The 14,314-nt window shown below is 38.2% G+C and carries 14 protein-coding genes; 10 read left to right on the forward strand and 4 right to left on the reverse strand.

Annotated elements, in window-relative coordinates:
• Position 1: 1 nt before the first annotated feature.
• Both clpB and ACN6NE_RS14400 read left to right on the forward strand, forming a co-directional pair.
• Positions 2-2,605 carry an ATP-dependent chaperone ClpB gene (gene clpB / locus ACN6NE_RS14395; RefSeq protein WP_192996570.1) on the forward strand — a complete coding sequence of 868 codons (2,604 nt, stop codon included), beginning with the start codon at positions 2-4 and terminating at the stop codon, positions 2,603-2,605.
• Positions 2,606-2,804: 199 nt separating this feature from the next.
• Positions 2,805-3,056 (forward strand): hypothetical protein, encoded by a 252-nt coding sequence (locus ACN6NE_RS14400; protein ID WP_129706234.1) that lies wholly within the window; start codon positions 2,805-2,807, stop codon positions 3,054-3,056.
• Between the two features lie 28 nt (positions 3,057-3,084).
• On the opposite strand, the gene ACN6NE_RS14405 is transcribed toward ACN6NE_RS14400, so the two are convergent.
• On the reverse strand, positions 3,085-3,978 hold the full coding sequence (locus ACN6NE_RS14405; RefSeq protein WP_013081740.1) for a helix-turn-helix domain-containing protein: 894 nt from the start codon (positions 3,976-3,978) through the stop codon (positions 3,085-3,087).
• 339 nt (positions 3,979-4,317) lie between these two features.
• Here ACN6NE_RS14405 and ACN6NE_RS14410 point away from each other — a divergent pair, with 339 nt between their 5' ends.
• Complete coding sequence (locus ACN6NE_RS14410; protein ID WP_129706236.1) at positions 4,318-5,496, forward strand: galactokinase; 1,179 nt, start codon at positions 4,318-4,320, stop codon at positions 5,494-5,496.
• A gap of 30 nt (positions 5,497-5,526) precedes the next feature.
• Positions 5,527-7,050, forward strand: a complete 1,524-nt coding sequence (gene galT, locus ACN6NE_RS14415) for a UDP-glucose--hexose-1-phosphate uridylyltransferase (RefSeq protein ID WP_474325732.1) — start codon at positions 5,527-5,529, stop codon at positions 7,048-7,050.
• A 42-nt stretch (positions 7,051-7,092) separates the two neighbouring features.
• Here galT and ACN6NE_RS14420 read toward each other — a convergent pair whose 3' ends face one another.
• Both ACN6NE_RS14420 and ACN6NE_RS14425 read right to left on the reverse strand, forming a co-directional pair.
• Positions 7,093-7,977 carry an NAD(P)-dependent oxidoreductase gene (locus tag ACN6NE_RS14420; protein WP_474325734.1) on the reverse strand — a complete coding sequence of 295 codons (885 nt, stop codon included), beginning with the start codon at positions 7,975-7,977 and terminating at the stop codon, positions 7,093-7,095.
• A 204-nt stretch (positions 7,978-8,181) separates the two neighbouring features.
• The gene (locus ACN6NE_RS14425; protein ID WP_013055400.1) at positions 8,182-8,370 is read right to left on the reverse strand and encodes a YjzD family protein; all 189 of its coding nucleotides are present in this window, start codon (positions 8,368-8,370) and stop codon (positions 8,182-8,184) included.
• 209 nt (positions 8,371-8,579) lie between these two features.
• On the opposite strand from ACN6NE_RS14425, the gene ACN6NE_RS14430 reads away from it, so the two are divergent.
• The 3 genes from ACN6NE_RS14430 (at position 8,580) to ACN6NE_RS14440 (ending at position 10,659) form a co-directional block, all read left to right on the forward strand.
• On the forward strand, positions 8,580-9,320 hold the full coding sequence (locus ACN6NE_RS14430) for an alpha/beta hydrolase (RefSeq protein WP_474325736.1): 741 nt from the start codon (positions 8,580-8,582) through the stop codon (positions 9,318-9,320).
• A 182-nt stretch (positions 9,321-9,502) separates the two neighbouring features.
• The gene (locus tag ACN6NE_RS14435) at positions 9,503-10,387 is read left to right on the forward strand and encodes an NAD-dependent epimerase/dehydratase family protein (protein ID WP_474325738.1); all 885 of its coding nucleotides are present in this window, start codon (positions 9,503-9,505) and stop codon (positions 10,385-10,387) included.
• A 77-nt stretch (positions 10,388-10,464) separates the two neighbouring features.
• The gene (locus tag ACN6NE_RS14440; RefSeq protein WP_013081746.1) at positions 10,465-10,659 is read left to right on the forward strand and encodes a ComZ family protein; all 195 of its coding nucleotides are present in this window, start codon (positions 10,465-10,467) and stop codon (positions 10,657-10,659) included.
• Positions 10,660-10,687: 28 nt separating this feature from the next.
• Here ACN6NE_RS14440 and ACN6NE_RS14445 read toward each other — a convergent pair whose 3' ends face one another.
• Positions 10,688-10,888 (reverse strand): hypothetical protein, encoded by a 201-nt coding sequence (locus ACN6NE_RS14445; protein ID WP_045291919.1) that lies wholly within the window; start codon positions 10,886-10,888, stop codon positions 10,688-10,690.
• Positions 10,889-11,144: 256 nt separating this feature from the next.
• Between ACN6NE_RS14445 and ACN6NE_RS14450 the strand changes: the two genes are divergently transcribed.
• From ACN6NE_RS14450 to ACN6NE_RS14460, 3 genes are all read left to right on the forward strand, one after another.
• Positions 11,145-12,083, forward strand: a complete 939-nt coding sequence (locus ACN6NE_RS14450) for a beta-ketoacyl-ACP synthase III (protein WP_013081747.1) — start codon at positions 11,145-11,147, stop codon at positions 12,081-12,083.
• A gap of 39 nt (positions 12,084-12,122) precedes the next feature.
• The gene (gene fabF, locus ACN6NE_RS14455; protein WP_013055405.1) at positions 12,123-13,364 is read left to right on the forward strand and encodes a beta-ketoacyl-ACP synthase II; all 1,242 of its coding nucleotides are present in this window, start codon (positions 12,123-12,125) and stop codon (positions 13,362-13,364) included.
• Positions 13,365-13,470: 106 nt separating this feature from the next.
• Entirely contained in the window at positions 13,471-14,244 is a 774-nt protein-coding gene (locus tag ACN6NE_RS14460) for a DUF2268 domain-containing putative Zn-dependent protease (protein WP_016763040.1), read from the forward strand.
• Positions 14,245-14,314: the final 70 nt, after the last annotated feature.

Raw genomic sequence — 14,314 nt, forward strand, 5'->3', positions numbered from 1 at the left:
AATGGATATAAATAAAATGACCCAAAAATTGCAAGAAGGCGTGATGGAAGCGCAGTCCGAAGCTATTAAACGAAATCAGCAGGAAGTGGATATTGCTCATTTGCTTTATACGCTCATTCATCAGCAAGATGGTATTGCTCCTCGCATATTAGATCATTTACATATAGATCATCAATCTTTTCAGCAGCAGGTAAATCAATTGCTTGCGAAAAAACCAGCTGTTACAGGAAGTGGTGCTGAAGCAGGGAAGGTTTATATTACGAATAAACTTCAGCAGCTGTTTGTTAAAGCTCAAGAAGAAGCATCCCGTCTGCAAGATGATTATGTTTCAGTTGAGCACATCTTTTTAGCATTAGCACAGGAACCGTCTTCTAGTGAATATGGCAAGTTATTTTCAAGTCACGGTATAACAAAAAAAGCTCTGCAAGATGTGCTTACCAGCCTTCGAGGAAATCAGCGAATTACAAGTCAAAATCCGGAAGTCACATATGAAGCGTTAGCTAAATATGGAAGAGACTTAGTAGCAGAAGTACGAGCAGGGAACATTGATCCAGTCATTGGACGAGATGGAGAAATTCGCCGCGTTATCCGCATTTTATCGCGAAAAACAAAAAATAATCCAGTTTTGATCGGAGAACCTGGCGTTGGTAAAACAGCTATTGTCGAAGGACTAGCACAGCGTATTGTTCGCCGAGATGTGCCTGAAGGATTAAAAGATAAAACCATCTTTTCATTAGATATGGGAGCTTTAGTAGCAGGAGCGAAATTCAGAGGAGAATTTGAAGAACGTTTAAAAGCTGTTCTTCAAGAAGTTAAGAAAAGCAACGGTCAAATTCTTTTATTCATTGATGAGCTTCATACAATCGTTGGCGCAGGCCGTACGGATGGAGCGATGGATGCAGGGAATATTTTAAAACCAATGCTTGCTAGAGGAGAACTTCACTGTATAGGAGCTACAACTCTTGATGAGTACCGTCAGTATATTGAAAAAGATCCAGCGCTTGAAAGACGCTTTCAACAGGTGCTGGTTGAAGAACCTTCAGTAGAAGATACAATCTCTATTTTACGTGGTTTAAAAGAACGATTTGAAATTCATCACGGTGTAAACATTCATGACCGAGCGATTGTTTCAGCAGCGGTTATGTCTGATCGTTATATCTCAGATCGCTTTTTACCTGATAAAGCAATTGATTTAATTGATGAAGCATGCGCAACTATTCGAACAGAAATTGATTCGATGCCATCAGAATTAGATGAAGTTACACGACGTGTCATGCAGCTTGAAATTGAAGAAGCGGCATTAAGTAAAGAAACAGATCAAGCAAGCATCACAAGGTTAGAGGCAATTCGAAAAGAAGTCTCTGATTTAAGAGAACGTGCAGATACAATGAAGCTGCAGTGGGAAAAAGAAAAGCAGTCGATTCAAACGGTGCAAGATGTCCGGGAGCAGCTTGAAAAAGCGAAGCGAGACCTAGAAGAAGCTGAAGGGAAATATGATTTAAATAAAGCAGCTGAACTTCGCCACGGACGCATTCCAGCTCTTGAAAAAGAACTAAAACAGCTGGAAGAAACAGCTGCTGAAAAAGCACAAGAAAACCGTTTGTTAAGAGAAGAAGTAACAGAAGAAGAAATTGCTGAAATTGTAGGAAGATGGACGGGAATTCCGGTATCAAAACTAGTTGAAGGGGAAAGAGAAAAGCTGTTGAAGCTTGAGTCAATTTTACAGCAGCGTGTGATTGGACAAGACGAAGCCGTATCCTTAGTGACGGATGCTGTGATTCGCGCACGGGCAGGCATTAAAGATCCAAACCGTCCGATTGGATCATTTATTTTCCTAGGACCTACCGGAGTAGGAAAAACGGAGCTAGCCAAAACGTTGGCACATTCTTTATTTGACAGTGAAGAACAAATGGTTCGTATTGATATGTCTGAGTACATGGAAAAGCATGCGGTCTCTAGGCTTATAGGAGCGCCTCCTGGCTATGTAGGATACGAAGAAGGCGGCCAGCTAACGGAAGCGGTGAGACGCAAGCCTTATTCAGTCGTTTTGTTGGATGAAATTGAAAAAGCACATCCCGAAGTATTTAATGTGCTCCTTCAAATACTAGATGATGGAAGAGCAACAGATTCAAAAGGAAAAGTCATTGATTTTAAAAATACAGTCATTATTATGACGTCGAATATCGGTTCTCAATTTTTATTAGACGGTTTAACAAGTGAAGGCGAGATTACTGAAAAAGCCAGAGAGCAAGTGATGGCTCAATTAAGACAGCATTTTCGTCCAGAATTCTTAAATCGAGTAGACGACACGATTTTATTCAAACCGCTAACTGTTCATGAAGTAAAAGGGATTATTGATAAGCTATTGCTTCAGCTTGAAAAGCGTTTATCCGATCGTCATATTTCGTTAACATTAACAGAAGAAGCAAAAAATTATATTGCAGCCTCCGGGTTTGATCCGGTATATGGAGCTCGCCCTTTAAAAAGGTTTATTCAAAAATATATTGAAACAAAAATTGCCAGAGAATTAATTGCAGGGCAAATTGAAGATTATAGTCAAGTGACAGTTGATGTAAAAGATGATGAGTTTGTTGTCAGCGTATAAGTTTTCTAAAAAGTCCATTCATGATAAATTGAATGGTCTTTTTTTGCTATTAAAAGCAACTCTTCTTTTAAAATAAATAAAAAGAAATGAAAGAAAATACGTGAGAGCTAAGCGTAAAAACTTATTCAGTTTTAGGTTGTAGAATATATCTAATTCATTTATGATAATACAAAATGGGCAAAGGAGCATGAATGAGCACATGAAGGACCGTATAGAGCTTATATATGACGAAGCATACGATTTTATAGATCAGGCATTAACTAAAATAAGAGCGCTGGATAAAAATGAGCTTCAAGCTGAAAATGAAGAAGTGCAGGAAAAGGCAGAACGGACAGAGTTTGCACTTCAAGCTGCACGAGATATTTTAGAAAATATGATTATCCCGGGTAAAAAATTGACTTTTATTTACGAAAAAGGTTCTGTGGTAGTAGAAATTCCCGATAAAAAATAAAAACGACTTCCTTTTATGGAAGTCGTTTTTATTTTGGCAATGCAAAGTGCTCATCAATGGATGCATCACTTTTTCGATACTGCCCGGGTGTCATATTGGTTGTTTTGCGAAATACTTTTGTTAAATAATTGGCATTTGCATAGCCGACGTTTTCAGCAATTTCTTCGATTGAGTACTTGGTTTGATGCAATAGCTCGGCCGCTTTTTGAATGCGAAGCTTCGTTAAATATTGAATCGGCGTAATCCCAGTTGTTTGTTTGAATAACCGGCTAAAATGATAGCGAGATAAATGAGCTGCATCTGCCATTTCATCCGGACCGATTTCTTCATGATAATGATTACGGGCAAATAAAATAGAGCTAATGATACTTTCAGGCCAATCTTCTGTAAAACTGTCCATGCTTTTAATATATTGGTACAGCTCCATTACAAAGCGGTAAGATAAGCTTGAGGCATGAAATGGATCTGCTATATGTTTTTCACTTGCCCGCTTATATATTTGAGCAAGCAGCTGAACAGGTGCTGATTCAGGATGAAACCTAATTACAGGGGAGTGGGTTGACTGAATATAATCCCAGCATTTTTGTACTTCATCTCCGTATAATGTAAGAAAAATAAACTCCCAGTTTTCACTTTCCTTTGGTAAGTAATAGCGATAATTTCCAGGTATATTGACGATGAATGCTTTCCCAGCATCCACTTTATATTCTTGTCCATCTATTTCAATCATCCCGTACCCAGAAACCGTGTATTGAAAAATATATTTCCCTACGTCTTTTCGCTGATTTCCGCTCCAGTTATAAAGGGGAGAGAAAACTTCATCCCACCCAACAGACCATAGCTGCGCAACTTCATTTGTGCGGGATTCTAAAAACCTGTATGCGTACGTTGAATATTCTTGAGCTTGGAAATGTGAGAGCAAATTTTCACCTTCTTTTTGAAATAAAGTAGTACTTAATTCTTACTTTAACGTAATCGCTTTCATTTTTCTATAATTTTTTGAAAATATCGTGATTATTTTTAGGGAATGTCTCTAAATCTTATTATTTTCTTATAATTTGCAAGTCAAGGCTCACATAAAGATAACATCTTTTTGGCGCAAGAGTAGTTCATCGTCAATTCAAAAGGATCATTTTTAAAGTGATAAGCAAAAAAGTACCGATTATCAATAGGAATTTTACCATTGAGGCAAAGAAAATTGGACTTTACAATGTACATATGAATCCGTTTCCAAAAAACTACTTAAAATAGGTGATAATAAATGCTGGGAAAATTAATCGAAGAGTTCAAACAAATATTTCATTCGTCAGAAGCTATTCGCTGCTTTTTTGCGCCAGGACGTGTCAATTTAATTGGAGAACATACTGATTATAATGGAGGGCATGTTTTTCCTTGTTCATTGAGTATAGGAACGTATGCGGTAGTACAAAAACGTCATGATCGAAAAATACGTATGTACTCTAAAAACTTCTCTGAAGCAGGCGTCATTGAATCCTCTTTAGAGCAATTAACGTACAAAACCGAAGATGATTGGGCTAATTATCCAAAAGGAGTAATGGAGACCTTTAAAAAGCACGGATATGATCTTCCTTTTGGTTTTGATATCTTGTTTTTTGGCAACATTCCTAACGGAGCAGGGCTTTCATCATCAGCATCAATTGAGTTAGTCACATGCGTACTTTTAAATAAAATTCTTGAATTGAATATTGATATGATGGACCTTGTAAAAATGGCGCAGCAAGCTGAAAATGAATTTATCGGCGTAAGCTGCGGGATTATGGATCAGTTTGCAATTGGAATGGGAAAGGAAAATCAAGCCGTATTGTTAAACTGTCAAACTCTTGAATACCAATATAGCCCGCTGCAATTAACAGATGCTGTGCTCGTTATTTCTAACACAAATAAGCGAAGAGGGCTGGCAGATTCAAAATATAATGAACGCCGCATGGAGTGTGAAAGAGCGCTGTCAGATTTACAAACGTCACTTTCCATTAATTCGCTTGGTGATTTAACCAAAGAACAATTTGAAAAGCATAAATCTTTGATACAAAACGAAGTAGATTGTAAGCGCGCTAAACATGCGGTATATGAAAATGAACGCACAAAAGAAGCGGTTGCTAAATTGCAAAACGGTGATTTAAAAGGGTTTGGTCAATTGATGAATGAATCGCACTGCTCACTGCGAGATGACTATGAAGTAAGTGGGAAAGAATTAGATGCTCTTGTAGAAGCAGCTTGGTTGCAAGAAGGTGTGATTGGATCACGCATGACAGGTGCAGGCTTTGGCGGCTGTACAATTAGCATCGTACAAAAAGCACAGGTTGATAGGTTTGTTGAAAAAGTAAGGAATACCTATTATGAGAAAACGAGTTTAGAAGCTGAATTTTATGTGGTTACGGTTGGAGAAGGAGCGCGTGAACTCACATTAGAAGCAGTATAAGAGAAAACAGATAGAGAAAGGAACGAGTGTATGTCAGTCAACATTCATGAAGAAATCACCCGACTTATTCAATATGGTTTACAAAAGAATCTATTAACAGAATGGGATATAGATGTGGTGAGAAATAAACTGCTGGAAGTGTTAAAGCTCGACGAATGTATTGTAGTAGAAGTCAAAGAAGAACGTCTGGAACATCCAGCTGCTATTTTAGACAACATGCTTGATTGGGCTGCAGAAAACAATCGAATCGCCGAGAATTCTATTACGTATAGAGATTTATTTGATACCAAAATAATGGGATGCTTTGCAAGCATGCCTTCAGAGGTTAATCGGACATTTTATGATCACTATCAGCAAAGCCCCCAAAAAGCCACAAGCTATTATTATAAGCTGTCAAAAGACATTCACTATATTCGAAGAGATCGAATTGCTAAAAACGAAAGATGGGTAACAAACACTGACTTTGGAGAACTTGAAATTACTATCAACTTATCAAAGCCGGAAAAAGATCCAAAAGCAATTGCAGCAAGCAAATCATTGAAGGAAAGCAACTATCCGCTGTGTCTTCTCTGTAAAGAAAATGCTGGTTATGCAGGTCGTATTAACCACCCAGCTCGTCAAAATCACCGGATTATTCCTGTGGAATTGCAGGAAGAGCTGTGGTACATGCAGTTTTCACCTTATGTTTATTATAATGAACATGCCATTGTTTTTGCGAGTGAACATACACCCATGCATATTTCAAAGCAAACGTTTAAGCGGCTGCTTGCCTTCGTTGAACAATTTCCACATTATTTTTTAGGATCAAATGCAGATCTACCCATCGTAGGAGGATCTATTTTAACTCATGACCACTTTCAAGGCGGCTATCATGATTTTCCTATGGCTAAAGCAAAAATAAATAAATTGTTCTCTCTTAAAGCATATCCAGACGTGAAAGCTGGAATTGTTCATTGGCCGATGTCGGTCGTTCGTCTTCAAAGTTCGCACCTTGCACCATTAGTGGAAGCAGCGGATTTCATTTTGAAGAAATGGAAATCATATAGTGATCAAAGTGCTGGTATTTTAGCTTTTACAGATCAAACTCCTCACAACACGGTGACGCCTATTGCTCGGAAAAGAGGAGATTTGTACGAATTAGATTTAGTACTGCGAAACAATAGAACAAACGGCAAACATCCAGATGGAATTTATCATCCGCATGCAGAAGTTCATCATATCAAAAAAGAGAACATAGGTTTAATCGAAGTAATGGGGCTTGCGGTTTTACCCGGTCGTTTGAAAGACGAAATGAGTCTAGTGGCCAAAGGGTTAGTTCAGAATAATCTGAGCGAGTTAGCCAGCAGACATGATCAAGTGCAAAAACACGTGAAGTGGGCCGAAAAAATCAAGAAAAAATATCCACATATTGAAGCGGAAAATGTCCAAAGTATTCTCCAACAAGAGCTCGGTTTGGTCTTTGCAACTATTTTAGAACATGCAGGTGTGTTTAAACAAAATACTGAAGGGCAGCTCGCATTCAGTCGTTTTATGAATTCGTTAAATGAAGCGTAAATCATTAATAAAAACAGGCAGCTCGTAATGAGCTGCCTGTTTTTATACAGTTAGGGCATGCTGTTTTAAAAGGATATACAGAGCCTGTGTTCCTTTATTATCATCGCCTTGTTTTTCGAGCTGTTCATAAAGCGATTTTGCTAATTTTAGCCCTGGTGTATACAGCTCCATTTCTTCAGCTGATTCAATGGCAATCTTCATATCTTTAATGAAGTGTTTAATATAAAAACCTGGTTCGAAGTCTCCTTTAATCATGCGAGGAGCTAAATTACTTAACGACCAGCTTCCCGCTGCGCCTGTTTCAATACTTTTTAGAACGGTATTTGGATCTAATCCGGCTTTTTCAGCATAAAGTATAGCTTCGCATACACCCATCATATTAGAGGCAATAGCAATTTGATTGCACATTTTTGTATGTTGACCAGCACCAGCGCTTCCTTGAAGAACGATATTTGTCCCCATTTTTTCAAGTATAGGCGTAACGGCAGAGAATGCTTCAGAATCGCCTCCTACCATAATCGCTAAGGTTGCTTTCTGAGCCCCAATATCTCCTCCTGAAACAGGAGCGTCAAGCGCATGAATGTGCTTCTCTTTTGCTGCTTGATAAATCTCACGAGCAAGTATAGGGCTCGATGTCGTCATATCAATTGTATAGCAGCCTTTCTTTGCATTATGTATAATGCCGTCTTTTCCTAAATAAATCTCTTTTACATCGTGAGGGTAGCCTACCATGGTGATAATAACATCAGATTGTTCGGCCACTTCTTGAACGGTTTCTTTCCATTTGGCCCCTTTTTCAAGTAGTGCTTGAGCACGAGTTTTTGTTCGTGTATAAACAAGGACTTCATATCCTGCGTCAATTAAATGCCCGGCCATGCTTTGACCCATAACGCCTGTTCCGATAAAACCAATTTTTTCTTCAGTCACAGCAGTATTCACTCCTACAATTAATAGTTTGATTATTCAAAAATTATACAGTTGAAGTCTGGCATAATCAATGATTATGAATGTATATAAATGTAAAAAAAGTAGCTTCAGTCATTCGTTTTGAATACGAGTTAACGAAAGAAATTGCTGAGAAGTGCTTATGCCAAAAGATAAAAAAAGCGCTGGCTTTACAGCCAACACTTTTTAGTGGTGATTATTTGCTGGTTTATTCGGTACACCCAGTTCTCCAATCAAAATTACAACTAGCGTGAAAACTACTCCAAGGATGGAAGCGGTTGCGAAACTGTAAGTACCACCCGTCATTGCAGAGATTACGTACACTGCCATATTCATTAGTAAAAAGCCCCAAACAAAAGCCATTACGACACGCATTCTATTCACCTCGTTTACAGTACAGTTTGATTTCATTTTAGCATATAGCAGTCAAATAAGAAATTGAATTTTTTATGAATAAATAAGGGGCGTGTTCCCATATAGAAACAAAAGAGCAATAAGTCAGAAATAGGCATTATTCTAGTGCGCTTTTTGATGGTTCTATCATACACTGTATGGAACAACTAGTAAGTTACGGAGGAAGAGCTATGATACATCGACGCTTTTTTAGCTTAGATACGCAATGGAATGTCGTACATGTCCCTGAACGACCGAATGGTTTCGGTGTGTTAGTATTGGGTGATAAAGATCATTTTGTTGAAAGTTCAACTAGCTTATGGATTCAGCACGGCGGAAGGTCACAGCTGTTGCAATGTTTACAAGATGAAGGATACACAGTATTTTATTCCAATTTATATGGCCGGCATTGGGGGTCTCCTGAAGCATATCACCTTGCAAAACAACTTTATCATTTAGTAATGAAACAAGAAATTTTAAATAAACGAATTCATATTTTAGCTGAAGGAATGGGGGCCCTGTTAGCGCTGCAGCTAATGGAGAATGATGGGGATACGTTCATTCGATCAGTTTGTTTATTAAATCCATGTATTGATCTTCATACGCATGCAGAACATGAAAAAAACAATAAATTCTTTTATAAACAATTCACGAAAGACTTGACTCAAGCTTATAAAGTAGAGCGGAAGCAAGTATCAAAGCTAATTAAGGAGTACCCTTCTGTTACGGAATTAAAATCAACGCTGCCGGTGAAGATATGGACCGCGCCTAATGCCTCTACTCATTATCCAATTGCACACAGTAAAAAATATGAACTACATCGTGAAGAACTTCACTCTCCGATTATGCTTTCACTTTATTTGCCGGAAAAAAACTATTTGTTTGAACGGTCCCTTCTCCAATTTTATAAACAGTATGAAAAAGTGTTATAAGCAAAGCTTCTATGATTATACATATCATAGGGGCTTTTTGTATAAGAGATAAAAGGAAAAAAAGAGTTCATGATGCTTTCACAGATAACCTTCTTTGAAATAAGGAATGAGTATTCTCTATAACTATAGGGCTTTAAGCTTTTTGTTGAATAAATGATGAATGAAGAATTGGAGGAAGCGATATGGGAAATGTAGTAGTAATAGGGGCAAACCGCTTTATTGGTTTTCATTTATGTATAGCTTTTTTAGACGAAGGTACAGAAGTAAAAGGATATACACATTCTGCTCATAAAGAAGAAGATGATTTGCAAGAAGAGATGAAATTTTTCTTAGGGAGAAACGCTAATTATGTATCGACTGAAATAGGAGATTCATTAGATATGATTACCTCAGAAACGGATATTGTCTACTTCACGTATTTCGATGGAGGAGATTTTTATCATCCTGATTTTTTAAGACAAAAAATGCAAAAAGCGCAGCAAGTGCTCATTCAAGCTCTTAACAAATGCCGTCAATTCAACATTCGATTTGTGTTTGTTTCTACCATGCGCGTATTTGGAGACCAGCAGCGAAAGATTGAAGAAACAATGATTCCAGAACCGGACAGTAGTGAAGGAAGACTATACGTTCATTTTGAGCGAATGATAGAGAAGTATAAAGATGACGGATGGCCCATTATAATTGTCAGAACGCCGACTCTTTACGGACCTTGGCAGCCTTTGTCAATGTGCTATTCTAAAAATATTGCCGGGTACGAAGAGGCATTTAACATTATGGAAGGCACGGATTTTATTATTTATATTGAAGATGCCATCAGTGCACTTAGACGCTGTAAAACTGCTGCATATTCATATGAAGTGGTTCATTTAGTTGAAGAAAAGTTACAGCCTTGGAGCGCAGGAGCAAACATTACTCATATGGAGGTGAAGGAAGAAGCGGCTCAAGAAAAATATGAAATCAGCAGGAAAGCGAAAGAACTGCTGCATTTTTCTTCAAGAGTAACGGCTAAAGAAGGCATTTATCTGCAAAAAAAACATATGAGAACATTCTTTTTACCTCTTCATTAAAAGGAGAAAGTTGTACTTATAGAATAGATTCGCTAATATAAGGAGGAATAAATGTTTTTAATAAAGGAGATTTCACTATGGAAGAGCAAAATATGCAATTCATGCAAATTGCAATGAAGTACTTGCCAGAAGCAAAGCAGATTTTAGATGAAACAGGCGTTGAGTTATCGATGGAACACGTGCAGCCGGTATTGACATTACTAACAAAAGTAATGAACGATGCCTATGAGCTTGGCAAGCAAGATGCATTAGCTGAAAATGAAAACAACTAAAGAAAACAGCTCGGTAGAATCCGAGCTGTTATTTTTGTTTGGAAAATAAATCGACTAAAGGGGCAAACTGTTTAAGCAGAGGAGCTAGTTCTTCGACGGCGAGTACAATTTCATCGATTTGTTTAAATAATCTTTCCCACTCCTCTCGCTCTCTTTCTTCTCTTGATTTTCTGCGCCCAGCTCCAAACATAAAATCAGAAAAAGCTTCATTTCTTTGTCTTCTTGCCATGATACTCATTCCTTTCATTATTTTAATGGTGGGTAAGTTCTTACCTAATGTCCCATACTAGAGTAAGAGGGTCCCGTATGATCACTATATGTAGCATGATAGATACCTGAGTAGGACGAACACCTATATAGACAAAAAATAAAAAATGAAGTAAAATTAGTACCAACTCATAATAATTGATTATATAATCGATAAATGAAATGACGGATATAGGTTTTATAGGAATATAAGCCTTTTATTTAAAGGAGAGGTTGATATGAACGCTGGTGTTCTAGGAATTGGACGTTATGTACCAGAGAAAGTTGTAACAAATTTAGATCTTGAAAAAGTAATGGATACATCAGATGAGTGGATTCGTACGCGCACAGGTATTCAAGAGCGCCGAATTGCAGCCGATAACGAGGACACATCTGATTTAGCTTATAAAGCAGCAGTTGAAGCTTTACATAAAGCTAACGTCGAGGCAGAAGATATTGACATGATCATTGTTGCTACGGTAACGCCAGATCAACCGTTTCCTACAGTATCATGTATGCTACAAGAAAAATTGGGAGCAAAAAAAGCAGCTTCTTACGATGTGAGTGCCGCATGTGCAGGGTTTATGTACGGCATGATTACAGCTAAGCAATTTATTGAAACCAATGCTTACAAGCATATATTAGTGGTCGGTGTAGAAAAGCTTTCTAAGATTACAGATTGGGACGACCGTAACACGGCTGTTTTATTCGGAGACGGAGCAGGTGCAGTTGTAATGGGACCTGTATCAGAAGGACGAGGTATTTTATCCTTTGAACTAGGGTCCGACGGTACGGGAGGCAAGCACTTGTATCAAAACGAGCTTGATCATATTGTCATGAACGGACGTGAAGTATTTAAGTTTGCTGTTCGACAAATGGGGGAATCTGCTGTTAATGTAATTGAAAAAGCAGGTTTAACAAAAGAGGATGTTGATTTTCTTGTACCTCATCAAGCGAATATTCGTATTATGGAAGCTGCAAGACAGCGATTAGACTTACCTGAAGAAAAAATGTCTAAAACAATCCAATACTACGGCAATACATCAGCAGCATCGATTCCAATTTCAATTGTTCATGAGCTTGAAGCAGGGAAAATTCAAGATGATGATTTAATTGTAATGGTTGGCTTCGGAGGCGGCTTAACATGGGGAGCTATTGCTATTAGATGGGGAAAATAACACTACATTTTTAAAGCAACTGAAGGAGATGAATGTACGATGAATAAAAAACGTGTAGTTGTAACAGGACTTGGTGGGCTTACACCAATTGGAAATGACGTGGAAACAGCTTGGAAAAACGCAGTAGCAGGCGTGTCTGGCGTTGGTCCTTTAACAAGACTAGATGCAGATGAATTCCCGGCTAAAGTAGCAGCTGAAGTAAAAGATTTTAACGTGGAAGATTTTATTGACCGTAAAGAGGCTCGTAAGATGGATCGCTTTACTCAATATGCAATGGTAGCTGCATTGGCGGCTGTTAAAGATGCGGATTTGACTATTACAGAAGAAATTGCTCCAAACGTCGGCGTTTGGATTGGTTCTGGAATTGGCGGTATGGAAACGTTTGAAAACCAATATTCAACGTTATTAGAAAAAGGTGCCCGCCGTGTAAGTCCATTCTTCATTCCGATGATGATTCCTGATATGGCAACAGGACAAGTTTCTATTGCTTTAGGGGCGAAAGGCGTGAACTCTTGTACGGTAACGGCATGTGCAACAGGTACAAACTCTATTGGTGATGCGTTTAAAGTAATTCAACGCGGAGATGCAGACGTGATGGTGACGGGCGGTACGGAAGCGCCAATCACGCGTTTATCTATTGCTGGTTTCTGTGCGAATAAAGCACTTTCTACAAATCCAGATCCTGCAACAGCATCTCGTCCGTTTGATAAAGACCGCGACGGCTTCGTTATGGGAGAAGGTGCGGGTGTTATTGTGCTTGAAGAGCTTGAACATGCACTAGCGCGCGGCGCACGTATTTATGCTGAAATTGTGGGCTATGGTTCAACTGGAGATGCTCATCATATCACAGCGCCAGCTCCAGGAGGAGAAGGCGGCGTTCGTGCAATGCGTCATGCGATTGAAGATGCAGGCCTACAGCCAAGTGATATTGATTACATCAATGCTCACGGTACAAGTACAGGATACAATGATAAATTTGAAACAATGGCTATTAAAGAAGTATTTGGTGACCACGCTCAAAAAGTAGCAATTAGTTCAACAAAGTCAATGACTGGCCACTTGTTAGGAGCTGCTGGCGGAGTAGAAGCTATCTTTAGTGTGAAAGCAATTCAAGATGGTATTCTTCCTCCAACAATTAACTATCAAACACCTGATGAAGAGTGCGATTTAGACTACATTCCAAACAAAGCGCGTAAGCAAGAAGTAAAAGCGGTGCTAAGCAACTCACTTGGATTTGGCGGTCATAATGCAACTATCATCTTTAAAAAATACGAAGCATAATAAAAAATTCTAGGCTGATGCCTAGAATTTTTTTTATTTCTAATAACCAAAAGAGTAGCTGTGAACATATCATGAAATAAAAGGATGAAGAAAGTGAGGGGAAAACATGCCGATTGTTTCAACTTCTACTTGGACGGAGCCGAAAGAAATAAGCCGTTATCTTGCGCGCTATTTTAAGAAATTAAAAGAAAAAGAATATATGGAATTACTTTTTAACTATGGAATGTGTCCGCCTTCTTTAATGTTTATAAAAGAATTAGAAGAAATGAAGAAAAGACAGGTTTGGAAGAAAGTTAAAGCACATTATGAGAAGCTTAAAAAAGCATGGAATGGGCCCGATGTAGCGGTGCTAGTGCTTCCAAGCAATCCTAGAAATCGAAAAATGCAGCGTGAATTTAACGGAAGAGCAGGTGTAGCTTTTACCGATAAATTATTTGTGTTTATGACAAGTCATACATCCGATGAAGAAATGTTAGCGGTACTTACCCATGAATACCATCACGTTTGCAGGCTAAAAGCCATTAATAAATCTGATGAAACGATTACTTTGTTAGACGCTATGATGATGGAAGGGTTAGCTGAAAGAGCTGTAGAGGAGTATTGTGGTAAAAAATATTTAGCTCCTTGGACAAATTATTATACCATTGAAGAAGCTAAAAAAATGTGGGAAAAGCATGTTAAACCCTATTACAATCTGCGCGCTGACGAAAAAAAATATGATCAACTGTTATTCGGCCAAAATTGGTATCCAGAAATGATGGGCTACAATATTGGTTATCATCTTGTTACTTCATGTATGAAGCCTCACACTTTAACTACTACCCAGCTGCTTCCTCTTAGCACCAATACTATCTTAAAAAAATCTGCGTTCCAACTGTAAAAAAACAAGTTCTATATACCTAAAGTTAAAAATAGTAAATTTTCTCCTATTTTCAACAAAAAATTAGGAA

Source organism: Priestia sp. 53B2 (assembly GCF_056099005.1).